This is a genomic window from Shewanella pealeana ATCC 700345 (assembly GCF_000018285.1).
GTDB lineage: Bacteria > Pseudomonadota > Gammaproteobacteria > Enterobacterales > Shewanellaceae > Shewanella > Shewanella pealeana.
The window spans coordinates 1109155-1134991 of the sequence record NC_009901.1; the positions used below are offsets into that span (position 1 = coordinate 1109155).

At 45.6% G+C, this 25837-nt stretch carries 18 protein-coding genes; 7 read left to right on the top strand and 11 right to left on the bottom strand.

Translation table 11 applies throughout. The annotated features are described in order from the left end of the window. Nucleotides 1–39 precede the first annotated feature (39 nt). The 3 genes from SPEA_RS04755 to pepA form a co-directional block, all read right to left on the bottom strand. Nucleotides 40–1257 (bottom strand): EAL domain-containing response regulator, encoded by a 1218-nt coding sequence (locus SPEA_RS04755; RefSeq protein ID WP_012154169.1) that lies wholly within the window; start codon nucleotides 1255–1257, stop codon nucleotides 40–42. Then, on the bottom strand, nucleotides 1254–5255 hold the full coding sequence (locus SPEA_RS04760; RefSeq protein ID WP_012154170.1) for a transporter substrate-binding domain-containing protein: 4002 nt from the start codon (nucleotides 5253–5255) through the stop codon (nucleotides 1254–1256). The genes SPEA_RS04755 and SPEA_RS04760 overlap by 4 nt, the downstream gene beginning before the upstream one ends. A gap of 459 nt (nucleotides 5256–5714) precedes the next feature. After that, nucleotides 5715–7223, bottom strand: a complete 1509-nt coding sequence (pepA, locus tag SPEA_RS04765; protein ID WP_012154171.1) for a leucyl aminopeptidase — start codon at nucleotides 7221–7223, stop codon at nucleotides 5715–5717. A gap of 223 nt (nucleotides 7224–7446) precedes the next feature. Here pepA and lptF point away from each other — a divergent pair, with 223 nt between their 5' ends. Further along, entirely contained in the window at nucleotides 7447–8562 is a 1116-nt protein-coding gene (gene lptF / locus SPEA_RS04770; protein WP_012154172.1) for an LPS export ABC transporter permease LptF, read from the top strand. Then, entirely contained in the window at nucleotides 8559–9617 is a 1059-nt protein-coding gene (gene lptG / locus SPEA_RS04775; RefSeq protein ID WP_012154173.1) for an LPS export ABC transporter permease LptG, read from the top strand. Before lptF ends, lptG begins: the two co-directional genes overlap by 4 nt. Nucleotides 9618–9724: 107 nt before the next feature. Here the strand turns inward: lptG and SPEA_RS04780 are convergent, their stop codons facing one another. From SPEA_RS04780 to SPEA_RS04795, 4 genes are all read right to left on the bottom strand, one after another. Beyond that, nucleotides 9725–10234, bottom strand: a complete 510-nt coding sequence (locus SPEA_RS04780; RefSeq protein WP_086024349.1) for an RDD family protein — start codon at nucleotides 10232–10234, stop codon at nucleotides 9725–9727. A 71-nt stretch (nucleotides 10235–10305) separates the two neighbouring features. Beyond that, complete coding sequence (locus SPEA_RS04785) at nucleotides 10306–10560, bottom strand: DUF2960 domain-containing protein (RefSeq protein ID WP_012154175.1); 255 nt, start codon at nucleotides 10558–10560, stop codon at nucleotides 10306–10308. 45 nt (nucleotides 10561–10605) lie between these two features. Beyond that, entirely contained in the window at nucleotides 10606–11085 is a 480-nt protein-coding gene (locus SPEA_RS04790; RefSeq protein WP_012154176.1) for a GNAT family N-acetyltransferase, read from the bottom strand. A 78-nt stretch (nucleotides 11086–11163) separates the two neighbouring features. Next, the gene (locus SPEA_RS04795; protein ID WP_012154177.1) at nucleotides 11164–12648 is read right to left on the bottom strand and encodes a carboxypeptidase M32; all 1485 of its coding nucleotides are present in this window, start codon (nucleotides 12646–12648) and stop codon (nucleotides 11164–11166) included. A 503-nt stretch (nucleotides 12649–13151) separates the two neighbouring features. Between SPEA_RS04795 and SPEA_RS04800 the strand changes: the two genes are divergently transcribed. Next, nucleotides 13152–14978, top strand: a complete 1827-nt coding sequence (locus tag SPEA_RS04800; protein ID WP_012154178.1) for a S8 family serine peptidase — start codon at nucleotides 13152–13154, stop codon at nucleotides 14976–14978. An 84-nt stretch (nucleotides 14979–15062) separates the two neighbouring features. On the opposite strand, the gene SPEA_RS04805 is transcribed toward SPEA_RS04800, so the two are convergent. From SPEA_RS04805 to SPEA_RS04815, 3 genes are all read right to left on the bottom strand, one after another. Next, nucleotides 15063–15701 carry a DUF2913 family protein gene (locus SPEA_RS04805; RefSeq protein ID WP_012154179.1) on the bottom strand — a complete coding sequence of 213 codons (639 nt, stop codon included), beginning with the start codon at nucleotides 15699–15701 and terminating at the stop codon, nucleotides 15063–15065. Between the two features lie 214 nt (nucleotides 15702–15915). After that, nucleotides 15916–17214 carry a DEAD/DEAH box helicase gene (locus SPEA_RS04810; protein WP_012154180.1) on the bottom strand — a complete coding sequence of 433 codons (1299 nt, stop codon included), beginning with the start codon at nucleotides 17212–17214 and terminating at the stop codon, nucleotides 15916–15918. A gap of 388 nt (nucleotides 17215–17602) precedes the next feature. Beyond that, nucleotides 17603–19390 carry an aminopeptidase P family protein gene (locus SPEA_RS04815; protein ID WP_012154181.1) on the bottom strand — a complete coding sequence of 596 codons (1788 nt, stop codon included), beginning with the start codon at nucleotides 19388–19390 and terminating at the stop codon, nucleotides 17603–17605. Between the two features lie 249 nt (nucleotides 19391–19639). Between SPEA_RS04815 and SPEA_RS04820 the strand changes: the two genes are divergently transcribed. Both SPEA_RS04820 and SPEA_RS04825 read left to right on the top strand, forming a co-directional pair. Next, nucleotides 19640–20827 (top strand): MFS transporter, encoded by a 1188-nt coding sequence (locus SPEA_RS04820; protein WP_012154182.1) that lies wholly within the window; start codon nucleotides 19640–19642, stop codon nucleotides 20825–20827. A 210-nt stretch (nucleotides 20828–21037) separates the two neighbouring features. Next, on the top strand, nucleotides 21038–22255 hold the full coding sequence (locus tag SPEA_RS04825; RefSeq protein WP_012154183.1) for a M24 family metallopeptidase: 1218 nt from the start codon (nucleotides 21038–21040) through the stop codon (nucleotides 22253–22255). 265 nt (nucleotides 22256–22520) lie between these two features. On the opposite strand, the gene bamJ is transcribed toward SPEA_RS04825, so the two are convergent. Next, nucleotides 22521–22991, bottom strand: a complete 471-nt coding sequence (gene bamJ, locus SPEA_RS04830) for a BamJ family beta-barrel-assembly machinery protein (RefSeq protein ID WP_012154184.1) — start codon at nucleotides 22989–22991, stop codon at nucleotides 22521–22523. A gap of 289 nt (nucleotides 22992–23280) precedes the next feature. On the opposite strand from bamJ, the gene SPEA_RS04835 reads away from it, so the two are divergent. After that, the gene (locus SPEA_RS04835) at nucleotides 23281–24351 is read left to right on the top strand and encodes an OmpA family protein (RefSeq protein WP_012154185.1); all 1071 of its coding nucleotides are present in this window, start codon (nucleotides 23281–23283) and stop codon (nucleotides 24349–24351) included. A 2-nt stretch (nucleotides 24352–24353) separates the two neighbouring features. Further along, on the top strand, nucleotides 24354–25754 hold the full coding sequence (locus SPEA_RS04840; protein ID WP_012154186.1) for an Ig-like domain-containing protein: 1401 nt from the start codon (nucleotides 24354–24356) through the stop codon (nucleotides 25752–25754). Nucleotides 25755–25837: the final 83 nt, after the last annotated feature.

The following is a 25837-nucleotide window of genomic DNA, read 5'->3' on the forward strand; positions in this document are numbered from 1 at the left end:
TAGTGAACCTGAGATTTAATGTAATTGTTATCCCTTCCACTAGCATATTTCTGTCGCTAGCTGATGTTTGCTAACCTTTACTTGCCAGCTTTCGTGCCAATCCTTTAGACGTTCAACTGGCATAGGCGCAGCAATGTAATAGCCTTGTGCTAAGGTGCAGCCTAATGACTGCAGTTGCTGCCACAGTACTTGGGTTTCTACGCCTTCGGCTACCGACTTAAGCTCGAGTCGACTACTCAACAATAGGCAAGCTTCAACAATCGCGGCTGCCGTTTTGCTGCTTTCCATGGCTCTAATAAAGCTCATGTCTACCTTAAGTGAATCGAAAGGTAAGGTGTCTAACAGGGTTAGAGATGAGTAGCCTGTCCCGAAATCATCAATGGATAGGTTAAAGCCGTGCAACGCTAAGCGTGAAGCCGACTCCAGTGCTCTGCCGGTATTTATCAAAGCATCTGATTCGGTGATCTCGAAATAGACTTGCTTGCATAGGCTTGGTTGCTGTTTAGCAATATCGAGCAATCTATCGACGAAGTGATTATGCATTAAAGTCGTGGGGTTGATGTTGACGGCCACGGGGCGGCCTGCAAGTTCCGCTTGGTGCTGCAGGATGTAATTGATACTCAATAGTGCTAATTCGGCATCTTTATGCATCTTGCTCAACTGAGGCAGAAAACTGGTTGGCGGCAACACTCCCAAGATTGGGTGAACAAAGCGAATTAGTGCTTCACAAGATTTCCACTCACCGCCATCGAATGCCACTAAAGGTTGGAAGTAGGGTTTTATCCAGCCTTGTACAAGGGCGTGTTCTAGCTCTTTCTCGGTGAAGGTTTTACTCTTGACTGAGCTTGGGGGGACGAACGTTGAGTTCATCAAGCTCTCGACATAGGCCAAGTGTAATAGCTCTTTTAGGGTATTAATCTTTACTGGTTTGCTAATCGCACCAATCACTTTTAAGTGATAGCTCATACACATTTTTTGTACAGTATCGAGTACGATTTGGTTGCTGGCACTGGTGATAATGATAGAGCCGGTAAACATCAATTCACTGATGTGACTCAAGAAGGTGATGCCATCCATCTCTGGCATTTTTAGATCGCACAGCAGTATGTCAGGTTTGAAGTCAGCCATTATCTGTAGCGCCTCAACACCAGAGGCTGCGGTTCTAATCAGCGAAATCTTAGGTGAGGTGATCAGCTCAAGTTGCATTTGCATCGCTTCTCGCTGAAATAAGTGATCTTCAATCAGTAAAATTTTCATGTTAACTGGTTTACCTGATTAGAGATCTGCTCTATTAATTGTTCTATCTGTACAAGATATTCCTTTAATACTTTAATATCTTGAGTCGAAGCCGCCGTTTCTATGTTGGAGCAAGTCGCAACGAGCCGTTCACACTCAATTACCCCAGCGGCGCCTTTGAACTTATGAGCAATATGGGCTGTCATTTCAAAGTTTTGTTCGGTAATTGCTTGGCTTAGTAGCTGAATGTCATCCTTGCTGGTGATGATAAATTTACTCAGTAAATTGATGCAAAGCTGTCGGTCGCCGAAATTGGCTTCTAGTGCATCGATATCGATAACATTGGACATGCTCGCATCTATTCGATCTATTGCTAAGTTAGTCAGAGTGGCTGGTAAAGGCGGCTCACGCAGCATCCCATCAGTGCGCATCTCATTACTGTTTGAGGAAGACTGAGTCATCACTAAGTGTTCACTAAGCACTCGTTGCAGTTGCTCTAGGGTTACCGGTTTTATTAAGTAGTCATCGAAGCCAAATTGATGGCAACGGGCTTTCTCACTCGAAATCGCATTGGCCGTGAGGGCGATAACTGCGAGGCGGGTTAGTTTTTCTTGTTGTTCATGCTCTCTAATGGCACTCACTAGACCATAGCCATCGAGTTCAGGCATGTGGCAGTCGGTCAAAACGAGGTTGTATTTATTCTGTTTATAGGCCGTCAACGCTTGCTGGCCGTCGTCAAAAATATCGCTAAAGTAGCCTAATTTATTCAGCTGCATCTGAATAACATCCTGATTAATAGGGTGATCTTCCGCAACGAGAATAAGCTTATTTTGGCTGATAGCCTGCTCGCGAGTGAGTTGCTGTTCGACTTTAGGCTCTGTCACTGCATACTTGGTCTCAAAAACCTCTGGATTAGTGATGAGATGCAGCAAGTGCTCAGGGATGATTGGGTTGACCGATAGTACCCAGCCAAGTTCTGTTGGAGTTGCTGAGAGCATACTCTGGCTTCTAAATTGAATAATCTGCACATTAGCAAGGTTGCGTTTAGCCCAACTTGGCGTTAGTGCTTGTTGTTCACACCAACTTTCTGGCAACAGTATGACCTGCAATTGCGCCTTGGCAGCGTATGCTGCGAGGGCGGCTTTATTGTCGATACAATGCAAGTTATAAGGAGTCGATTGCCAGGCTCTAAGGTATTCACAGACCACATCATAGTCGCTGTCATCAAGCATCATTACGCCACAGCGCTTATTGACAATAGCGGGCACTTCAACTGCTGCAATAGGGAAGCTCAGGCTAAAGCGAAAAGTACTGCCTTGGCCTTGGGTACTGGTGACAGAGATCTCTCCTCCCATCAATTTGACTAACTGCTCACAGATAGATAGGCCTAGACCTGTACCGCTGAAACGGCGCTCGCTACTGAGATCGACTTGTTCAAAGGGAATAAAGAGTTTAGTGATATCTTTTTCACTAATTCCTATGCCTGTATCGGTAACGGCAAAACCAATAGTTTGCTCTGTGTCTGTTGAAGATATGAGATCGACCGATAACCAGATCTCTCCCTCGGTTGTAAACTTCGAAGCGTTATTGAGTAGGTTGTTTAGCACCTGTTTTAGGCGCAAATGATCTAGGGTTAGTGAATACGCTAGCTTAGGGTCGAGCCAGAGCTTAAATTTAATACCTTTACGCTCGACATGGACAATGTGAGGCTGGGCTAATTCACAAATAAAACTGCTAAGTTGGCATACAGCGGGGCTTAATCCGAGCTTGCCCGCTTCGATTTTTGAGAAATCGAGAACATCATTAACGATGTTGAGCAAGTTATTACCAGAATGAGTCAGATTTTTATGTATGCCACTGATCTCATGTGTGTTGATGTGTGGAACCATTAATTCCAGTAGGCTCAGGATCCCGCTAATAGGCGTACGGATCTCATGGCTCATCATGGCAAGAAAGCGAGACTTGGCCTCGGTTGCTGATTCTGCTATTAATCTCGCCTCATCTAGCTCAGCTTGCTTTTGCTTAAGCAAAGTAATATCGACTAGGGTGAAGGTCCAATGCCGATTCTTATCGATTTTTGTGCAGACTCCCGTGAGTTGGAACCAAGAGAGCTTACCGTCAATGTTAAGCTTGAGGGTTGTGTAGAGAGAATCAGAAAGGTGAGACTGCTGTATATCATTTAAAAACTCATGATCATCAGCGTGTGTCTGTAAAAACTCTAAAAGCAGTTGTGGTGTTTGATAGAGTTGTTCCGGTGTCAAACCCAAGTATTTCTCAATATTGCCGCTAACATAGCTCCAAGAAATGTCATTAACATCATCGCCATAGCGTACTAACTGTGCAACTATGCCACCAAAGTTGCTATTAACCAACCTTAGCTCTTTTTCGATGCTGTGCCGCTGCGCTATTTCATTTTTTAGTTTTCTATTGGAGTAAGCTATGGCCAAAAAAGTACTGAAAACTCCCCCTAGCACTAACAGCAGCCAGTTTGGTACTTTAGCAAAGGTAAAGTCACTGTTGATATTGATATCATGCCATTTATTGATGATGGTACGTAACTCATCTTCTTGAATGGAGTTTTTTGCTTTATTCAAGATTGACAGCAGAATAGGGTTATTCTTATTAACACCAAAACTCACCGGGTGAGTTTGTTTACCCAAAGGGTTTGGGATAATATTTATTCGACCTAAATACTTTGAACTGACTAAAGAATTAGCCTTTGATAAAGGGATGATGCCAACTTGTATCTGACCTTTAATGACAGCGTTTATCAGCAGTTTTGTTGAAGCAAAATAAGTGATATCTGCATCAGGAAAATCCTTAGACGTATTCATTTGTTGTTTGTGACGTCTTAGTAAGCCTAATTTGGTACTGTTCTCCAGTTGTGCGCTGGTTAAGTTACTTGCTGCAACCCCAATCAAGCGATCTTGTATGTAAGGCGAAGTGCAGTGTATAAGCTGTAAAATGTTATGGTCGCAAGTATAGGATGGGATGATCTCGAAGCTATTCGAGGCAAGATGTCCCTCAATATCATTTCCATTAAACGGCGTGGCTTCAATCGTTATATTTAACTTTTGGGCTGCTATTTTTAAGAGCTCTGGACCCATACCATCCATTGCACCTTTACCATTGATAAAGGAATAAGGATAATTATCTGTAGAGTAAAGTACCTTAATGATTTTCTTCTCACTAATGGTTACGATTTCCTCTTCAGTTAAGTTCAGACTATGTTGCTGGTAAATATATTTAACTTGAGAGGTTGTCAGCCAGGCGTCATAGAGTTTCTTAAAAGTCTCACTTGGGATCTGTTTTAGCCCCTCATTTAGCTGATTAACGAGCTCGGTGTCTTTTAGTTGGCTCGCAAGGTGCAATCTCTCAAAGGGCACATCAGCCAGCAGGCGTATAGACAGTTCATTAGGTGCATCCTGGTGGGTATGCAGGTAATCAAGGGTAATCGCATTACCTATGTATGCATCTGAGCTTCCTGTTAAAACAGATTTATAAGCTGCGAGGCTGTCGGGAGCGCTGTGAACTTCGACTTGGCTGGCTGAACTTCTAAGCTGTTCATTTATCGCGAAACCTTTTTCTGCAGCGATGCGCTGACCTTTTAGCTCTAATAGATTGTTAATATTTTTCTGATTAGTGATACCTGCAATAGGTACCAGCATGAGTGGTGAGCTAAAGCTTAGCCAAGTCAAGCGGCTGGGAGTTTTTGATACTCCCATGATGATGTCAATTTCACCTTGGCGTAGAGCCTGAGTAACTTCTTCATAGTTCGGATAGATTACATTCTCTGTGCGGTAGCCGGTATTTATGGTGATCTCTTGCAGAATGGATGGTAGTAAGCCGATGACTTTTCCATCTTTACTGACATAAGTAAAAGGCTGCCAATCCGCGGCTGGGTAGCCGACCCTAACCACTCGACCTTCAGTGGCCGCGGCGGTGTCATTTTTTGCTTGACCTGCTATCGCAGAAAAAGACAGAGAAAATAGAATTAGTATCAGTAGCGCTTGACGCATTTTGCAGCCTATATCGAGTTTCGACAGTAATTAATTAGCATGAGATGCTTTTTGCACAGGCTGCAGGCACTCGCGGTTATTGCAGTAAAGAATGCTTTAATCGTGTGCGGTGATGCGCCGCAGGGTCAGTATTTGGCTCTAGAAAAGGGGGCTTAAAACTGAAGCTGTGAAATTTTCGCGTATTGTAAACGTAAATTATTTTCTGTCGATATTTTTGCCAGCGATATAATGTCAGTTAGATCTCATTTTTGAAGTTATTTTTAGCAAGGGTTTTTGGCATGCTCAAGGATGGAAAACGGTGCTTTTTTCTAGAAGATGGGCATCTTTGATTCGCAGGAAATAAAAAAGGCTAAACCACGCTATATAATCAGTGGTTTAGCCTTTATGCGCCAGCTAGCTAATATTAACTCTCTAATATTAGCTTTCTAGCATTAACTTTAGCAAGGGTATCTAGCAGGGCTATTCGCCTTGTTCGACGCCAGCTTTGTTAATTAGGAACTGAGTTAACAAAGGTACTGGACGACCCGTCGAGCCTTTGTTTGCACCGCTATTCCAAGCCGTACCAGCTACATCAAGATGCGCCCAGTTATACTTCTTAGTAAAGCGAGATAGGAAGCAAGCTGCGGTAATCGACCCTGCTGCACGACCGCCTAGGTTGGTCATATCGGCAAATGGGCTTTCTAAGTGCTCTTGATACTCATCCCATAGCGGCATGCGCCATGCGCGGTCACCACTTTGTTCACCGGCATTTAATAGCTCGTGTGCAAGTGGGTTATGGCCTGAGAACAAGCCCGATGCATGCTTACCTAATGCGATAACACAAGCACCAGTTAGGGTTGCTGTATCGACAACCAGTTCAGGATCGAAGCGTTCTACATAAGTTAGAACGTCACACAACACCAGGCGACCTTCAGCATCTGTGTTTAACACTTCTACAGTTTGGCCTGACATGGTCGTTAGAATATCACCTGGGCGATACGCATTGCTTGATGGCATGTTTTCACAGCCAGCCAAGATACCGATAACATTGAGCGGCAGTTGCATCTGACATAAGGCTTTCATGGTGCCAATAACGCCAGCTGCGCCGCCCATGTCGTACTTCATCTCATCCATGGCTTCGCCAGGCTTGAGTGAAATACCACCCGAGTCGAATGTAAGGCCTTTACCCACTAGAACAATAGGCTTTTCAGTATTATCGACTGCGCCCTTGTATTCCATGATGGTCATGACTGACTCATTATGGCTACCACGACCTACAGCTAGGTATGAGTTCATGCCTAAGGCTTCCATCTGCTCTTCACCGAGAGTGGTCACCGTTAGGTTTTCTGTGTTTTCGGCTATTTGGCGCGCTTGGGACGCCAGGTAAGCAGGATTACAGATATTTGGTGGCATGTTTGCCACGTCGCGGCAAAGGTGCATACCAGCAGAAACCGCCATACCGTGCTCGATGGCGCGCTCGCCAACCGTGAGCTCACGGCGAGTCGGTACATTAAATACTAATTTGCGTAGTGGGCGACGAGTTTCACCTTTACGTGTTTTCAGTGCGTCGAAGCAGTAAAGGCTATTCTGTGTGGTTTCTACGGCTTCACGTACTTTCCAGTAGGTGTCGCGCCCTTTGACATGCAGCTCAGTAAGGAAACAAACCGCTTCCATTGAACCTGTTTCATTCAAGGTGTTGATGGTTTTAGTGATGATCTGCTTATATTGGCGTTCATCAAGCTCGCGCTCTTTACCACAGCCAACGAGTAAAACACGCTCGCTAAGCACGTTGGGTACATGATGAAGCAACAACATCTGTCCAGGCTTACCTTCCAAGTCGCCACGACGAAGTAAGTTGCTAATATAGCCTTCACTGATTTTATCTAACTGTTCGGCAATACCGGACAAGCGTCTAGGTTCGTATACACCTACGACGATACAAGCTGAGCGTTGTTTCTCTGGACTACCGCTCTTTACGCTAAACTCCATGAGCTCTCCTAGATTCTTAAAGACAAATTTTATTATTTATTAGATAATGTCTGCTTGTGCCCAAAAAGGGCAAAGATATGGCTCACTCAAGAACTTTCTTTTCGAGTGTTTTCCCTGGCCATGTTATGTAATTGTTGGTGACAAAACTACTAAAAGTAGACAGTCTACATGAAAGTTGTATTGATACCAGTATAAATGAAACTTTGGAGACCGGATCCTCACTGTGATTGTATTTAGATACCTGATTCGAGAAGTTTTTAAAGCACAAATAGCGGTACTTTTAGTGCTGTTAGCTATTTTTATTAGCCAACATTTTGTGCGTGTGCTTGCTGATGCCTCCGATGGCGACTTTCCTGCATCTCTTGTTATGACTCTACTCGGTCTTAACATGCCATTTCTCACCGTTTTAGTCTTACCGCTAAGTCTATTTTTGGGCATTTTATTAGCCCATGGGCGTATGTACGCCGAAAATGAGATGGTTATTTTTCATGGCGTCGGCATCAGCGAGTGGTATATCACTCGGATCACTCTGTTGCTTGCCGTGATTAACATGGTGTTTACTGCGTTCCTGTCTATTTATGTCGCGCCATGGGCGGAAGAGAGGCAGAATCAAGTACTGGAGCATGCTCAGTCCGAAGCTGGACTTGCTGCCTTAACACAGGGCCGCTTCCAGACTAGCCCTAACGGCCGTGCCGTGCTGTTTGTCGAGCGTATTGGTCGCGATAATCAATTAGATAAGGTGTTTGTTGCCCAATTGCCAGATCCCGATGACGAAACCGGTGTGGCAAACGTAGTGGTGGCACGTACCGGTAAAGTGGTCGAAGATGAAATTGGCGGCCAGCGTCTACAGTTAGAAGATGGGGTGCAGTATCAGGGCAACCCTAAGCGTGTCGACTATCAAGTTGTTGAATTTGGTGGTTATCAGATGCAGATTAAAGAGCAAGCAGTAGATGAGCGTCGCCGTAAACTGTCTGCCATGCCTATTGGTCAGCTAATGGATATCGATAGCCCTGAAGCCACGGCTGAGTTCCATTGGCGATTGGCGATACCACTGGCAATTCCACTGATGACCTTGATTGCTGTGCCTATGGCGCGAGTGAATAACCGCCAGGGTAAGTTTGCTAAGATGTTCCCGGCTATTTTGCTGTACTTGGGTTATTTTGGCTTGATGGTAGCGGGGCGTAAATCACTAGAAGATGGAGTTATTCCTCAGTACTTAGGTATGTGGTGGATCCATGCTTCCGCACTTGCCATAGGTATATTGCTTTTAGGTAAAGAGCGTCCTTTAGGAGCTAAAGTTTCAGGCCTATTTAAGCGCAATAAGGCGAGCAAAGCATGAAAATATTAGATCTCTATATCGCCAGAATACTGATTAGTACTTCATCTTTAGCTCTACTAGTCCTAACAGGGCTGTCAGGCATAATTAAGTGGGTCGATCAATTACGTGTCGTTGGACGCGGCAGTTACACCATGATGGATGCCGGTGTATATGTATTGTTTTTGATCCCAAGGGATATTGAGCTATTTTTCCCTATGGCGGTGTTGCTAGGCGCCTTAATCGGTATGGGAATGCTGGCGTCAAATTCTGAGTTGGTGGTGATGCAGTCATCGGGGCTTTCTCGTTTGCAGATCACCATGTCGGCGATGAAAACGGCTATTCCGCTGATGATCCTTGTGATGATGCTCACCGAGTGGGTTGCGCCAGTTGCAGAACTGCGCGCGAAAGAGATTAAGCGAACTAAAGTTTCAGGCGGCAGTTTAATTGAGTCTAATCGCGGGATCTGGGCTAAAGACGGGCCGCTATTTGTCAGTATTGGTGGTGTCGTCGATAGCAATCATCTACGAGATATTACCCTCTACGAGTTTAGTGATACTACGGACTTAACCAGTACGGTTCATGCAGACTCTGCTGAATATAGAGATAAATATTGGCAGCTATTTGATGTGAGAAGAACCACACTTAAAGATGAACAGGTAGTGTTAGTTAATCTTGAACAAGATAAGTGGATCTCCTCCTTGACTCCAGAGAAACTCAGTGTGGTATCGGTTAAGCCAGAGGCGTTATCGATAGAAGGGTTGCTCGATTACCTCGATTATTTAGAGAGTAATAATCAGGCGTCGGAGCGATACGAATTAGCACTGTGGCGCAAATTAATGCAGCCCGTAACCGTTGCGGTAATGATGCTGGTGGCGCTCTCTTTCGTGTTCGGACCGCTGAGAACCGTCACTATGGGCGCGCGAGTGTTACTCGGTGTCGTGGCTGGTTTTAGCTTCTATATTTGCAGTGAGATCTTCGGGCCGCTAAGTATTGTCTATGGTTTGCCCGCCTTTATTAGTGCCGGTATGCCCGCGCTGATCTTCAGTGTTGGAGCACTCTACTATATTAGGAAGTAGCGTTGTTTTAAGCGCTATACCGCAGCCATAAAAAAGCCAATCAACAGAGGAATCTGTGATTGGCTTTTTTGTTGCGCTTATACTAAGTGTATTAAATCGCTTCGCGATTAAACACCGTGCCAGTTACGCATCTGGTTAGCATCTTTTGATAGCACAACCACTTCTGAGCGAGTCATCATATCCTGCAAAGCCAGCTTATCGCCGTTAATCAAGATCCATAAATTACCTATCCCAAGCAGAGACCAAATAAGCCTAGCTGCAGCTGTCACCATACTCAGGTTTTGTCCATTTGGGTGTTGGATCTTAAGGCGCCAAGCACGCATACCTAATGTTTGACCGCCCTTGCTCCAGAAACTGATGTAGAACAAGCCAACACAGGCCAAAATCCAAGACTGGTAGATCCCTTTATACAGTGGCGTGCCATTGAGCAGGTCAGACACATGCTCAAACCCCGCCATATCGATTAAGCCGCTGCTGGTAAAGCCGATAAAAATACCAAAACCTATGGCACCGGCCACCATATAAACGGCTACGGCGAGCAATAGGTCGTAAACGATGGCACCGCAGCGCTTTAAAAAGCCAGCACGTGGAAAATTAGCGTGTTCGTTATTGGGCATGTAAGTAGTCGTCATTGATATCACTTATTATTAGGTTTATTGGATGCTGATGGCGATTATAGGCTCAAATATTATGACTTTTTTGGTTCATCTTTATGATAGTAGATGTCGCTAAAGCCAAATCGAGCAAACTCTTTAGCACGAAAATCCCTTACCGCTGATGACCCCTTTGAGGTCATGGCGACCTGCTGCTCCATCATCAGGTATTGGGTTAAGTCTATGCCTTCTGCTGCGGCAACTGCCTCATACATGTCATGAAACTTGTCGTAAGCAAAGTTAATCTCTTTCGCTTGGTTCTTAAACTTATAGGTAATTCTGGTTGCCATGGTTAGCTTCTCTAATGAAATTGCCCCTATGATAGCAAATCTCGGCTATAAGGTATAAACCATATAGCAGGCATCGTCGGTATAGCCGCTGAGATCTTTGTCTATCTTTTTTATTTCAAAGCCTTGCTTGGCCCAGTAATGATGAGCACCTTGTACGGCTACTAAGGAGATACTTGGGTAACCCTTTGAAAGAGCTAAATTCATCAGCGCGGTTAATACTTGGCGGCCAGCTCCTTTACCCTGAGATAAAGAGGAGAGCGCGATATCGTGTAGGTAAAGGGTGTCAGGACTGTCGATGTTAGCTAATACCTGTTCGAGTGATGGCGGGCTATCTTTGAGCCAAGGGTGAGCGAGGCAATAACCTATCACCACAGATTGTGATTCGATGACAAAGCAAGTATCGGGCGAGGCTTGCCACTTACTCTGTAGCACACTGAGTGATTCAGGTTCTATTTGTGGATAGCACTCAAGTTGGATCTCGAGTATATGGGGCCAGTCAGAGGCTTGAATAGGGCGGATCTTCATATAGTGTCCTACTTAGGTGGTAATATTTTTTACGAGTACTTAAATCTAGTGCTTAAATCTAGTGCTTAAATCTAGTGCTTAAAGATAGCGCCCGATAAGATGCTTTTTAAAGTGTTCAGGGTTGAGCGTCTCACCGGTTGATTGACGCATCAACTCATCGATGCTCAGTAGGCTACCTTGAGACCAAATTTTATCGTTTAACCAGCCCATGACACTGGAAAGCTTCCCAGAGTTTATGAGGCTTTCCATGCAGCCGAGTTCGCATTCCATCGCATTTCTAAATTGCGCTGCATACATGGCCCCTAAGGTATAACTTGGGAAGTAACCCAACTCACCCACCGCCCAATGGATATCTTGCATGCAGCCATTCTTATAATCGCCATCGGTATTAATGCCTAACAGTGACTGCATCTGCGATGACCAGAATTCGGGAAGATCGGCCACGGCAAGCTCGCCGCTAACTAAGGCTTTCTCTGCCTCGAAGCGCAGTAGAATATGGCAAGGGTAGGTGACCTCGTCGGCATCGACACGGATCAAGCCAGGAGTGACTCGGGTGTAGATATTGGTTAATTGATCGTGAGTTAACTGGCTACCCAGTAGAGAGCTTAGGTAGGGCTCTATTAGCTTGAGAAAAGCGGGACCACGGCCAACTTGCATCTCACAGAACAGACTTTGACTCTCGTGCAGAGCCATGGAACGTGCAAGGCCCGCTGGTTGACCGCGCCAAGCTAAGGGTAAGCCTTGCTCATATTTAGCGTGGCCAGTTTCATGGACAATCCCCATTAAGCCACTGGTAAAATCGCCTTCATCGTAACGGGTCGTCAAACGTACGTCACTGGCAACACCACCACAAAACGGGTGGCTACTGATATCGAGTCGGCCGTGGTTAAAATCGAAGTCCAAGATATTCATGATCTCACGACCCAGCCTAGCCTGGCTTTCTGCGCTGGCCGTTGGAATGGTGAAACTTGCTTCTGACTTTTGCTTATCTTGTACCTGCTGGATTAACTGGGGTAACCAACTCTTTAAGTTGCCAAAAATCTGCTCCAGACTCGCCGTAGTCATGCCTGGTTCGAACTTATCTAGCAGGGCATCATAAGGGCTAACGTTTTGCGCCTCGGCGCGAATATTGGCTTCCTCTTTGGCTAGGCTCATCAGGTTTTCAAGATTGGGCTTAAAGCCTTGCCAGTCGTTATTGCTACGTTGCTCACGCCATGCATGTTCGCAGTGATAGGCTGCCTTCGTTTTGGCTACAACCAATTCACTAGGGACCACGTTTGCTTGCAAGTACTGATAGCGCATCTCTGTAAGATTGGCTTTTTGTTGCTCTGTCAGCGGTAACTCATCAGCTTCACTAATTGTCTGCGCCAACATTGGAGCTGTCTTCAATGAGTGGATGTGTTTTGCAAGTTCTGCCATTGCGGCGCCACGCGCTTCACCGCCTCCCATTGGCATCATAGTCGCCTGATCCCAATCACCCAATGCGCTCAGGTGTTCGAAGTGACTAATACTTTGAAAGTGATTAACTAAAGTTTGATAGTGCGGGTTGCTTTTGGCGTTCATGTTGTCTGATTTTAATCCGGTTATTTGCCGTTATGCTAGCACATAAACCGGCTTAAAATGCTAATTTGCCCGAGGTTATAAGCGGTGACTCAAACACAGTATGAAGTGTTTTTCTGTGAAAGTAGTGCTCGCATCCATCGAGTCGCGGTTGACGAATATGAGCATGGCAAAAATATTTTACTTAGCATTAGTATTCATTTTTTTTGCGTTTAAATTCGAGCAAGGCAAGACCTTCCAGTTTCATTAACGCTGTTAAATAGATGAATTTGTTTTATCTCGCTCCCGCTGAACTAGGGACTAATACCTTTGAACTAATATTCAGTTGTAAGCGTAGTTACATCTAATTACGATTGTTAATGATTTGTTATCATCAAGGTGCTGTGCTAGTTTGATTTTGTATTCCGGTTTTTTTGACCAATAAACCACTAAAAAAAAGTTTAAAAAGCTAATAATAACTAGGCTTAGATTTACGGCCTAATACCATGATTTTGGAGCGAATAAATATGAGATTAACAAAAGTAGCTACGGCCCTTGTCGCCTTGTCTTTGGGGGTTTCTGCAGGTGCAACTGCAAGCGAAAGATATGTTATTCAAGTAGATAATGATAAAAAAGGGATTATAAAAGCCCTAGCTAAAAAAGTGGGCGGTGAGCTCAACCTAGACGGTAATGGATTTATTGCGGCTACTTTTTCTGGCAAAGACCTATCTCAAGTTAAAGGTTTACTCAACAATCCGCATGTTAAGTTAGTTGAGGTGGATCAGCCACGTTTTCTTATGTCGTTTAGTGATGATGCGGGTAACCCAATGACCCAGCAAGTCACGCCTTATGCTGTTTATCAATCAAAGGTCAATGATATTGGTTTCAATGCTAGTGCAGGCATGAAGGTCTGCGTTATCGATTCAGGTTTAGATAGAAGTAATCAAGATTTCGTTTGGAATAATATCAGTGGTGATAACGATAGCGGTACCGGCGACTGGGATCAAAATGGTGGCCCACACGGTACACACGTTGCGGGTACGATTGGCGCGGCAGATAATAATGTCGGCGTTGTAGGTATGGCGCCTGGCGTCGATATGCATATCATCAAAGTATTTAATGCCGATGGCTGGGGTTACTCATCGGATCTAGCCCATGCGGCAGACCTATGTAGCAACGCAGGGGCTAACATCATTAGCATGAGTTTGGGGGGCGGAGGTTCAAACTCTACCGAGTCTAATGCCTTTCAGTCTTTCAGTGATGCTGGCGGACTAGTGCTTGCAGCTGCGGGTAACGATGGCAATAGTGTACGTTCATACCCTGCTGGTTACCCTTCGGTTATGATGATCGGAGCGAATGATGCGACCGATGCGATTGCTGACTTTTCTCAATTCCCAAGCTGTACAACTGGCCGAGGCAAGAAGCAGCGCACGGATCTCAGTATCTGTGTTGAGATTGCAGCCGGCGGTGTGGATACGTTATCGACATATCCAGCAGGTATGGCAACAGCATCTAATATGAGTGTTGATGGAAATCCTCTAGCGAGCTCGTCGATGGAAAATGCGGGCTCTGTATCGGGTAGCACATACTTTATGGGCACGGCTGAAGCGACGGATTTTGGTGCAAATGGTAAGGTTTGTGTTATCGACCGCGGCGCAATCTCATTCCATGACAAGGTACTTAACTGTGAAAACTCTGGTGGCGTCGGTGCCGTTATCATTAACAATGAGTCGGGTATGTTGTATGGCACTCTAGGTGATGCAAATGCGACAACGATTCCAGCTGTCGGGGCTAGGCTTGAAGATAGAGCCGCTATCGTCGCTGCAAGCAATGCTGATATCTCAATCGGTACATCTGATTACGGTTTTATGAGCGGTACTTCTATGGCAACTCCAGCGGTATCGGGTATTGCAGCACGTGTTTGGTCTAACCATAACCAATGTACCGGTGAGGAGATCCGCGCGGCATTAAATGCCAGTGCAAGAGACTCTGGTGCAAGTGGTCACGATGTTTACTTCGGACACGGTATTGTTGATGCGGCAGCTGCGGATGCATACCTAACGGCCAATGGTTGCTCTGGTGGTGACGGTGGAGGAGAGACTGGCGCGGGTGATGGCCTGACGGTAACTGCGGACAGCTATAAGCAGCGTGGAGTTAAGAAAGTGGATCTTAACTTTAGTGGCGCAGCGGGTAGCAGTGTTGATGTTTACCGCAACGGTTCTGAAATCGGGACCGTCTCTAGTTCAGCAACGTATACCGACAGCATTAGCACTAATGGTGGCGGAACCTATACCTATAAGGCGTGTGATGCTGGAACATCTACTTGTAGCGAAGAGATCAGCGTAACGTTTTAATTTTTAAGCTCAGTTAAACTAGAGCAAAAAGGCCTGCATCAGCAGGCCTTTTTATGTTTGATTGACACTTAAATCCTGTTCTGCTTAGAGTGCTTGCAGTATCGTTAGTGCAGGTTGTAGGTTCTTGGGCCAGACTTGATAGGCTTTGTGATGTTTAATCAAAGAACTCTTCTTATTACCAGGGCTTAGCAGCAAATCGTGGCGATAAGCAATTTGAGCGAACTCAGTTTCATCGGCACGAACATAAAGGGTGATAGGTTTAATAATCTCATCCCCTTCAATGCGCTGACTGTATTGCTCATCAGAAATAACTAGGCTATTACAGCCATCGCTATCGAGTTTTAGCTTTTTAGTCACCTCTTGGTCGGTGATAACTATCCACTCTTGGCCTTCAAGCTCAGTTAGCATGGCGTTAAGGGATTGACCTAAGCCTGCTTGCTTGTCGCTAATGTAGCTATATTGCGCCTTAATCTTCTCTAAAAGCATTTTTAGTTCGGCGCCGGCACCCATGCTACGCCCCTGACGGATCCACAGGGTCAAGTCATCGGCAACTAACTTTGAAAAGGTGCGTTGCTTTAATGCGGTGACCATCCAGCTGCAAAGAAAATGACTCTCAGCTGCCGGTGTTCTTACGCTACTACTCTTAGCGCTAGCTTCTGAAAGTGCTTCGAGTCCCGCAATGGCGAACTCTAAAACAGCTTGGTTATAGGTGATATCTGACATGAATTCTCCGCCGTGTGAAGTGATAAAAGAGACGGCAAGGGATTATACCTAATGGGGGGATAAGTATAAAACTAACTTGTGTTTCCAATATCAAACGCTATCCGCTCGATCTATGAAGAACGAAGTATTTGTATAAAGGTTTATCATTGTGATTAAAAAAGGCACCAAATGGTGCCTTTTTTGTTTATAAAATAATTCGGTGTCCGTACAGCGATTATTTTATCTTCTTAATTTTTGCCTGTGATGAGTTTTTCACTTTGACGCGGCGGCCTTGCATGTTTTTCTCTGCAATCATCTGAGCGCCAGCATTATCGACACGCTGTTGTTTCTTGGCAAAGCTACGACGACTCTGTAGTTGCTTGATAAGCAGATCGCGGCTACCCACTTCATAACCAGGAATGCTGATACGGCGAAGCTGCTGACCGATTAACTTCTCGATGTCAGCTAAGGTACGCTCTTCTTCTCGGCTAACAAAAGAGATGGCTACGCCAGACTTACCTGCACGACCAGTACGGCCAATGCGGTGCACATAGTCTTCAGCTAGGAAAGGTAAGTCGTAGTTCACTACGTACTCTAAGCCTTGAATATCTAGACCACGCGCAGCAACTTCGGTTGCCACTAATACGCGCATCTTACCTTCTTTAAACTCACGTAGTGCACGGCGACGGCTACCTTGTGCCTTCTCACCATGAACAACGGCAGTTGGAATACCATCTAGATTTAGCTCTTTTTCAAGCTTGTCTGCAGCATCACGGGTGGCAGTAAATACTAGCACTTGTTGCCAGTTCTTCTTGCCGATTAGTTCAGATAATAGTTCGCGCTTACGGCGCTGTTCTACAGGGTAAACAACTTGGCTTACTGTAATCGCAGTGGTGTTTTGCTTGTCAGCAGCAATCACGTTTGGTTTAACCATCATCTCGTTAGCAAGCTGTTTAACCGCTGTAGAGAAGGTTGCCGAGAATAATAGATTCTGACGTTTCTTATTAACGGCTTGCAGAATTTTTTGGATATCGGCGCTAAAACCCATATCTAGCATACGGTCGGCTTCGTCTAGGACTAAGAAGTCAACGTTAGACAGGCTTAAGTTACAGGCAATAATATGCTCAAGCAGGCGGCCAGGTGTCGCGATAATGATATCGGCGCCGCGTTTTAATTTAGTCGCCTGACTATCCATCTTCACGCCGCCATATACAGTGACGACCTTCAAGTCTAGGTACTTAGCATAATCATTGATGTTATCGGCAATTTGAGCTGCCAGTTCGCGAGTCGGGGTTAAGATCAAAGCGCGTGCATTTGAACGGCCCGTCGTGCTTGGGTTATCTAACATCTTTTGTAAGATAGGCAATGCAAAAGCGGCCGTTTTACCCGTGCCTGTTTGAGCACTAGCAAGTACATCTTGACCGCGACGAACGGCAGGGATCGCTTGCTGCTGAATTGGCGTCATTTTTTCATAACCACATTCAGAGATTGCGCGCAAAATCTCAGGAGCAAAACTAAAAGATTCAAATCTCATGATTGAGGAGTCCTATGTTCAACAATTCAATTACTAACAGGTAAAGCTAGCATCTATCTATACCATTAAAATGGCGGTGGCGGAGTATAGCAAACTTTTATACTGACTGGTATTAGATTAAAACCTGCACTTTTGCAATTTAGGGACTGCTTACGGCAATAAAAACAGCGCCGAAGCGCTAATACCATTCACTTAAGGACGTTACTTAGAGAAAACTGATGACTTTTAAAGATATGAATGGACCACAGAGGACACGAAGTGAGCGCTTCGTGGTTTATCGCTTTTAAAGCAAAGAACCCAGTTGGTGCTGGGTTCTTATTTTTTTTGTTGATTAACCAGATTAACCAGATTAACCAGATTAACCAGATTAACCAGATTAACAGTTAGGCTAAATTGCTGCGGTGACCTTGTTTAACCAATCTAAATCATCACCTTGCATAAAGGGCGTTAGCTTGTCTTTAACCTGCTGATGATATTGATTAAACCAGGTAAGTTCAGCATCCGTTAAGTAGCTCTTGTCGATTAAGCGAAAGTCCATCGGGATAAAAGTCAACGCTTCAAACTCCAGCATTTCACGCTCGATATTGGCAAGAGCTTCACAAGGTCGAACTACGATTAAGTTTTCTAAACGAATACCAAACTCGTCTGCGCGGTAGTACCCCGGCTCATTAGATAACACCATGCCTTCGAGCAGCGCCACGTTGGAGCGAGCTTTAGCTATGCCTTGTGGGCCTTCATGCACACTCAGGTAGTGGCCAACACCGTGACCGGTTCCGTGGTCAAAATCAAAGCCGTGTTGCCATAGGTATTGGCGAGCAAACGAGTCAAGCTGCATGCCGCTAGTGCCCTTAGGGAACTTAGCTTGATCAATTGCGATATGCCCCTTGAGCACTAGAGTCACCATCTTTCTTTGCTCGTCGGTGACATCACCAATAGCAATGGTACGAGTGACATCTGTGGTGCCATCTAAATACTGAGCACCAGAGTCAACAAGGTAGATGCTGTTCATCTGCATCTGTGCTGGTGTGCCGTTGTTATGATTGTAATGGCACATGGCGGCATTGGCGCCTGTAGCAGAAATGGTATCGAAGCTTGGCTCTTGGTACTGAGGGTCGCTTAAGCGGAAGCTTTCTAGTTTATCGGCCAGTAGCGCTTCATCATAAAGTCGATTGGCAGCAACTTCACGGTCTAACCAAGCAAGGAAGCGGCTCACTGATACACCATCGCGAATGTGACAGGCCTTCATGCCTGCAAGTTCAGCGGCATTTTTTTGCGCTTTAGGCAGGGCGACGGGATCGTTGCCCGCAATTAATTGCGCCCCAGCCGCTTGTGCTGTCAGTTGCAGCCAGGCGTTGCAGCTCTCAGGGCTTGCCAATACCTTAGTGCCAGCGAGTGTTGCCAACTCTGCCGCTAATTCAGCTTCATGCTTAAAGCTTACGCCTTCACCAACGTGAGCATGGATGTTATCCGGCAGCTTGTTGATATCGGTAAATAGCAGCATATCGCCATTGGCACGTAACAGCGCCGTGCCTAAAACTACAGGTAAGCATGGAATATCTTTACCGCGAATATTGAGCAGCCAGCAAAAAGAATCGAGTGCCGAGATGATAGCGACATCGGCGCCCTGTTTCTTGATCTCTAAGCCAATGCTTGTACGCTTATCAAGGCTGCTTCGCCCCGCGCTTTGTTCGCTAAATAGCATAACTGGCTCAGACGCAGGAGATGGTCGGTCGCTCCAATTTAGGTCAATGGGGTTTTGCTCAACTTGCGTTAGCTGGATTTGCGCCTTAGCGAGTTCGCTATGGGTTTGGTTAAACCAAGCCAATGTATGCAAACGGGCGTCAAAGCCCACTTGCGCATTTTCGCCAAGTTGTTCTATTAACCACTGGGCCTGGGGGGTGTCGTGTAAGCTTAGGAACTCAAATAAGTTTGCATCTAGCTGCTGGCGAACCTGCACGGTATAACGGCCATCGATAAAGATAGCGGCGCGAGTCTTAAGGACGATAATCACCCCGGCAGAACCGGTAAATCCACTGGCCCATAACATACGTTCATTATGCTGGGGTACGTATTCGCCCAAGTACTCATCGGCACGGGGAATGATAAAGGCATCGAGGTTGGATTTGGCCATTTCTGTGCGGATGGCATCAAGGCGTGCTGCAATTGTATTTGACATTCAAACTCCATTATCAGCGCTAAAGCGAGTCTTTTACTGGGCTAGAGGCTGTTTATTTTTGTACGAATTTAGCGCGGAGAGTACCACAAAGGACCATTGCTTGGGAGGGGAAGGGCTGGATATTTGTAGCTGCAAAGGTGTGAAGCAAATTGGACGAATGATTTATAAAGCGCCCCGAACCTGCCACACTGGCTCTAGATAATATAGGGTTAACTAAGATAAAAACTGCAATAAGGAAGCGCGAATCGTATGCCATTTAATGTTTGGCTATTAACACTAGCACAGGCGTTTGCCATGAGTGCCACTCCTATGATGATGTTACTCGGAGGATTGATTGGCGCCCAAATTGCGCCGTCGCCTGAGTTAGCGACTCTGCCGATAGCCTCTATGGTGGTAGGACTTGCCTTGTCGGTGCTGCCTGTATCTAGGTTGATGCAGCGCTTTGGTCGCAAGCCTGTGTTTGTTGGCGGGGCGTTGCTGGCAGCCAGTTCTGGGCTTGTTGCAGCGCTGGCGACGTCGGAGCAAAACTTTATCTTATTTTGTTTGAGTGGCGTGATGCTAGGTTCGGCGGGGGCTGTAGTGCAACAATATCGTTTTGCGGCAATGGAGTCGGTAAGTGAGGAACTGGTGGCAAAGGCCGCCTCTAGAGTCTTGCTTGGGGGGCTTGCTGCTGCCGTTATCGGGCCTGAATTAGCCGTTTGGGGTAGCCTGCTTTGGCAACAAACATATGTGGGAGCATTTTTGTTGCTGACGTTAGTGAGCCTAGTTGCGGCGGTGATTTTGAGCTTCTATCGTGAGCCGAAATGCGAAACAAGCAGTGACTCTCAGCGAGTGGAAAATAATGCCCGTTCGCTAACGGAGATTTTAGCGCAGCCACAACTTTGGGTGGCAATTGCGGGAGCGACTCTAGGTTATGCCATGATGAGCTTTGTGATGACGGCGACACCACTGCATATGCATCATGTCGAGCAGCACTCGCTTGCGGATACCAAGTGGGTGATCCAAAGCCATATTATTGCCATGTACTTGCCTTCATTATTTAGCGGAGCCTTGGTGGCTCGCTTGGGTGTCTCCAAGATGATGCTACTGGGGTTGCTTGCTTACCTTGTTACCATTATCACGGCGGTCATTGGTCGAGATCTACTTAACTATTGGGCCGCCTTGGTATTACTTGGGATCGGTTGGAACTTCCTCTTTGTGGCGGGGACAGCCTTGCTACCTCGTTGTTATGCGAAGACTGAACGTTACAAGGTGCAGTCTTTTAATGACACCTTTATATTCGGCGCTCAAGCTATGGCATCGCTGAGTGCGGGCTGGGTGATCCACCTGTTAGGTTGGAATGTTTTGTTGCTAAGCTGCTTACCTCTAATTGTGGCTCAGGTACTGCTTATTACATGGTGGAAATGGAGTAGAACCAAAGCGCTATCAAATCATTAAGCGCTAATTGTTAGCCACTTTTGTCGTATTTTTATCAGTAGTTATTTGCATTTTTACTGATTGTTACTGACGCTTTGTATATTTTATGCTAGAAAGTGAGGCATATTTAAGAGTGCCATTGTTTTTAGAACAATAGATAGAGCCTTGTTTGATACTCGCAAGTATCAGGCTTTGCTAGGTTCAAAATTATTAAAAGTGAAGGGTAAGCATATGACCATAGGTGTTGGCGGTTCTACCGCAGAGCAGGAATTAGCAAAGTTAACCGATATGACTCAAGGCGTTGAGGCCATTAGTCGTGAAGAGTATCAAGCTCGTATCGCTAAGGCGCAAGCCATCATGAGCGAGCAGGGAATTGCCGCTATTTACCTGAATGCAGGCACTAACCTTTACTATTACACCGGCACGCGTTGGTATGCTAGCGAGCGCATGGTGGGGGCAATTCTTCCTGCAAAGGGCGATGTTGAATATATCGCTCCGGCATTTGAGGTTGATACGTTAAATGGCTACATGGTCATTGGCGGCAAAGTTAACACTTGGCAAGAAGATGAAAGCCCATTTGCACTGTTTGGCAATGTATTAGCTAAGATGGGAATTGCATCGGGTGATATCGGTATCGATGAATCTGCGGCTTTCTTTATCTTCGACGGTGTACGTCAAGAGCACCCACAGTATAACTATGTCAACGCTAAGCCTGTTACAGCGGGTTGTCGTATGATCAAGTCGGCTGTAGAGCTAAGTCTTCTGCAACGTGCTAAAGATATGACAATGGAAGTGCATAAAGCGGTAGCACGTATTTTACATGAAGGCATTACCACTAGCGAAGTGGAAGCCTTTATCAATGCGGCGCACATTAAGGTTGGTATTCCTGCTGGTTCATACTTCTGTATCGTTCTTTTTGGTGAAGACAGTGCCTACCCGCACGGCGTTAAGTCACCTAAAGCATTGGATCTTAATGATACCGTATTGATCGATACTGGTTGTCAGCTTCATGGCTATAACTCTGATATTACTCGTACTTACGTTTTTGGTGAGCCTAGCCCACGTCAACGTGAGTTGTGGCAGTTTGAGCAAGACTCACAAATTGCTGGCTTTGAAGCGGCTCAGATTGGCGCAACTTGTGCCAGTGTTGATCGCGCTGCCCGTGATGTGCTTGAAGCGGCTGGTTTTGGCCCAGGTTACGATGTGCCAGGTCTGCCACACCGTACAGGTCACGGCGTGGGTCTAGATATCCATGAATGGCCATATTTAGTACTAAACGATCATACTCCGCTAGAAGCGGGCATGTGTTTTAGTAATGAGCCAATGTTGTGTGTACCGGGTGAATTCGGCGTGCGCCATGAAGATCACTTCTATATGACAGAGCAAGGCCCAGTGTGGTTCACTAAACCTGCACACTCAATCGATGATCCATTTGGTTACGAAGCGTAATACTCCAGTAACTATAGTGAGACGCCTTGTTATAAGTAACGAGGCATCAATTGTTGTGTGTACCGGGTGAATTCGGCGTACGTCATGAAGACCGTTCTCTAAACAAGAGTATATGACAGAGCAAGGACTTGTGTGGTTTACAAAACCTGCACACTCAATCGATGAGCCATTTGGTTACGAAGCGTAATACTTTAAATTAATGCCAAACAAAAAGCCCGAATGCTTAACCATTCGGGCTTTCTTTTTAATCAGGTAAAGTAAGTTATTAATCGATACTGATTAGCTCAACATCAAAAATCAGGGTTGATCCGCCGGAAATTTTGCCTGCACTGCGATTACCATAAGCCAGCTCACTTGGAATGAAGAAGCGCGCTTTCTCACCCACAACCATCAACTGTACACCTTCGGTCCACCCTTTAATTACACGATTAAGTGGGAATGCAATTGGCTCACCACGTTCAACAGAGCTATCGAAAACAGTGCCATCGATTAAGGTGCCGTGATAGTGCACGGTAACTGTGTCGCTCGCCTTTGGATGTACAGTGCCAGTACCGGGTTCAAGAACTTGATACTGCAGTCCTGAAGCTGTGGTTGTTACGCCATCTTTTAGCTTATTCTCGGCAAGGAATGCATTGCCTAAGGCGATATTTTCTTTGGCCGCTTTCTGGTTGTTCATTGACGAAAAAAAGTAAAACACAACACAAGCAATTACCACAACAGCTAAAACCATCTTCATTTTTCGAGTCACCTTGTTTTAATTTGACCGCTTATGATAGCGAATCCCCCCCTAGAGGTAAATCTCGGTACTTCTCTTTGAAGATTGCCGTTTTATAGACCTTAGAATCTTGATAGCAAGAGCCTTGGTTTGTGAGGAAATAAGTTATTAATCAAGTTATTGAATAAATGATTGATAAGTAGTGCTAATACGGATTATTGTTGCGACTAATAGGGTGTTGTGGCGTGCTTGGGTTATTGTGTTTGGTTATGCACCCAGTTTGTAAAGCGTTGTTATCAAGGAGTAGGGCATGTTTAAACTGAGTTTGAAGGCTAATGTCTCCATTGTTTTTTTTACTCTGCTATATCAGTCTCTAGGCTCAGTTTATGCGGCAGAAGCTGATAGTTCTGAACCTGCAAATGAATTCGCCCCTTATTTTTACCTCGGGGCAAAGGCCGGTCAGATGCATTATCAAAATGCTTGTGAAAGTTGGAGCGTAAGTTGTGACGGTAATTATGTTGGTTTTGGTGGTTTTGCTGGTTACCAAGCGTGGCAGTATCTGGGTTTTGAGACAGCTTACCTCGATTTAGGCGAAGCAGTCTCTGGCTACTCAGAAAGTGCCGTCAACAATACTTATGTTGGCAGCATGAAAGGTTGGGAGCTATCGGCGGTAACTCGGTTTGGTTTAAGTGAAGATTTTGAGCTATTTGCAAAGGCGGGAAGTTTTTATTGGGATGGTGATAATCAAGGTCCTTATAGCCGTAATTCAGACTCAGGTTGGGCCCCAATGCTAGGAGCTGGATTAGCGTATCAGATATCGCCTTCATGGGTAGCACGACTCGAATATCAGTATATCGATAAGCTAGGTAGTGACCTAATAGGTGGTAGCAATGGTCACTTAACGACGTTAGGTATTAGCTATCGCTTCGGTCAAAAAAAGCCTGCAAGTGTATCGCAGGTAAAGGAAAAGCCGATTACATTGCCTGAGAAAGTTATTCCTGTAACAGCTAAGCCGGTTGTGTTCCCAGCATTAACGGTAACCAGCTTATTTGATTTTGATAGCAGCGAGTTAACCAATTCAGACTCTTTAACAGCGGTGATTGAACGACTAAATCAAGTACCAACAGCTATAGCGAACATTAAAGGGTATACCGACTCCACAGGTGCCGCAGCTTATAATCAAGCCCTATCGGAGCGTAGGGCTCAAGCTGTCGCCGACGATTTAATTGCGGCGGGCATAAAACCCGAGCAGATAGAGGTGCATGGGTTTGGTGAGCAATTCCCGGTAATGAAAAACGATACTTCTGAGCATCGCCATGAAAACCGCCGAGTGTTAATACACATCCAATCAACGACATCAGAAATGAAGCCGGAGATCTAAATATGTTGATATTTAAACAGCTACAACGTCTGTTGATGTTATTCACATTGCTCGTTATCGCTGGTTGTGGCGGCGATGACGATGGTTTTCCTACGGGAGCCTGTGGTGGCCCCGATAATCCATGCCCTGCCTATGCAATGGCTCTAGATATAACACCTGAGCTAAATACGCTGGCACTCAATACAAGCGATAATTATTCGGCAATAGTGACCTACAGTGACGGAACGAGCAAGGATGTGACGCAAGCAGTTACCTGGTCGACGGCTGAACAACAGATAGCCACAGTATCGCAAGGTGGTATCGCATCCGCCTTGGGCGGCGGGCAGACTCAAGTTATGGCCACCTTTGCATCAGAGCTGCAAGGTGGAGAGCCCCTAACCGATATCGCGACTCTAATTGTAACTGATGCGCCATTAACGCATTTGAGTGTTCGGCCCGGGCAAGCTGAAATATTGGTTGGATTGACGCAAGCATATAGTGCATTAGCATCGTTTTCTGATGGACATCAGCAAGATGTCACTAATGATGTTAAATGGGGGGTGATGCATAGTGCCATAGCAGGTATATCCAATGAAGTTAACTCGAAAGGGGTTGCGACAGGGCTCAACCAAGGTGTAACACAAGTGAGCGCGAGTTTTAAACAACAGAGCGCACTGGCAAGCTTGGTTGTTTTAGATGCACAGCCTGCAGCATTAATTATCTTTCCGCTAGATCAAGCTTTACCTCGAGGAACGAGTCTGCAGTATCAAGCCTATCTGCAACTTGATGACGGTAATAGTATCGATGTCACAGCTCAGTCGACTTGGCAGACAGCCACACCTGAAATAGCTTCTATCGACAGTAAGGCGTTTCTTACAGGCAATGAACTTGGCATCACAAATGTTAACGCAACGCTTAATTACGCAGATGTGAGCCTTAATGACAGCACAAGCGTTAATGTTATTGCTGCACAACTTGAAGACTTAGTCGTGACGCCTACAGAAGGTGTGTATCCCAAAGGCACTATGGGAACATATCAAGCCAGCGCATACTTTTCCGATGGTCAAGTTATCGATGTAACTCGCAATGCAACTTGGTCAACATCAAATCAAGCTGTGATCATAATAACGCAAACGGGGGCGAGTGCGGGTAATGCTTTAGCCGCCGAAGTTGGCGAAGCCCGTGTTACTGCTAGCTACGACTCATTAACTGCATCTGCGGACGCAAAAGTGACCGATGCTGTTGTTATCGAACTTAATATTTCCCCCATGATAAAACTATTCCAGCGGGTCTCAAGCAACCCTATCAAGCCTTCGCAAGCTTCTCTGATCATACAAGTAAAAATGTCACCCTTGAAGCTCGTTGGACAAGCTCAAAGCTTGATATTGCCGCTGTTGATGAGCAGGGAATTGCTTATACGATAAAACCGGGGCAGACCCAAATTCAAGCAGCGTTTTTAGGTGAAATAGCTGCGACATCTCTGTTTGTGAAGCAGGTTGAGCTGTTA

What these genes read in the sequence shown, in the direction of transcription:
- SPEA_RS04800 (WP_012154178.1), top strand. Translation starts at nt 13,152, where the DNA reads ATGAGATTAACAAAAGTAGCTACGGCCCTTGTCGCCTTGTCTTTGGGG.
- bamJ (WP_012154184.1), bottom strand. Translation starts at nt 22,991, where the DNA reads ATGAAGATGGTTTTAGCTGTTGTGGTAATTGCTTGTGTTGTGTTTTAC.
- SPEA_RS04780 (WP_086024349.1), bottom strand. Translation starts at nt 10,234, where the DNA reads ATGCCCAATAACGAACACGCTAATTTTCCACGTGCTGGCTTTTTAAAG.
- lptG (WP_012154173.1), top strand. Translation starts at nt 8,559, where the DNA reads ATGAAAATATTAGATCTCTATATCGCCAGAATACTGATTAGTACTTCA.
- SPEA_RS04840 (WP_012154186.1), top strand. Translation starts at nt 24,354, where the DNA reads ATGTTGATATTTAAACAGCTACAACGTCTGTTGATGTTATTCACATTG.
- SPEA_RS04835 (WP_012154185.1), top strand. Translation starts at nt 23,281, where the DNA reads ATGTTTAAACTGAGTTTGAAGGCTAATGTCTCCATTGTTTTTTTTACT.
- SPEA_RS04790 (WP_012154176.1), bottom strand. Translation starts at nt 11,085, where the DNA reads ATGAAGATCCGCCCTATTCAAGCCTCTGACTGGCCCCATATACTCGAG.
- SPEA_RS04785 (WP_012154175.1), bottom strand. Translation starts at nt 10,560, where the DNA reads ATGGCAACCAGAATTACCTATAAGTTTAAGAACCAAGCGAAAGAGATT.
- pepA (WP_012154171.1), bottom strand. Translation starts at nt 7,223, where the DNA reads ATGGAGTTTAGCGTAAAGAGCGGTAGTCCAGAGAAACAACGCTCAGCT.
- SPEA_RS04760 (WP_012154170.1), bottom strand. Translation starts at nt 5,255, where the DNA reads ATGCGTCAAGCGCTACTGATACTAATTCTATTTTCTCTGTCTTTTTCT.
- SPEA_RS04815 (WP_012154181.1), bottom strand. Translation starts at nt 19,390, where the DNA reads ATGTCAAATACAATTGCAGCACGCCTTGATGCCATCCGCACAGAAATG.
- SPEA_RS04810 (WP_012154180.1), bottom strand. Translation starts at nt 17,214, where the DNA reads ATGAGATTTGAATCTTTTAGTTTTGCTCCTGAGATTTTGCGCGCAATC.
- SPEA_RS04805 (WP_012154179.1), bottom strand. Translation starts at nt 15,701, where the DNA reads ATGTCAGATATCACCTATAACCAAGCTGTTTTAGAGTTCGCCATTGCG.
- SPEA_RS04795 (WP_012154177.1), bottom strand. Translation starts at nt 12,648, where the DNA reads ATGAACGCCAAAAGCAACCCGCACTATCAAACTTTAGTTAATCACTTT.
- SPEA_RS04820 (WP_012154182.1), top strand. Translation starts at nt 19,640, where the DNA reads ATGCCATTTAATGTTTGGCTATTAACACTAGCACAGGCGTTTGCCATG.
- SPEA_RS04825 (WP_012154183.1), top strand. Translation starts at nt 21,038, where the DNA reads ATGACCATAGGTGTTGGCGGTTCTACCGCAGAGCAGGAATTAGCAAAG.
- SPEA_RS04755 (WP_012154169.1), bottom strand. Translation starts at nt 1,257, where the DNA reads ATGAAAATTTTACTGATTGAAGATCACTTATTTCAGCGAGAAGCGATG.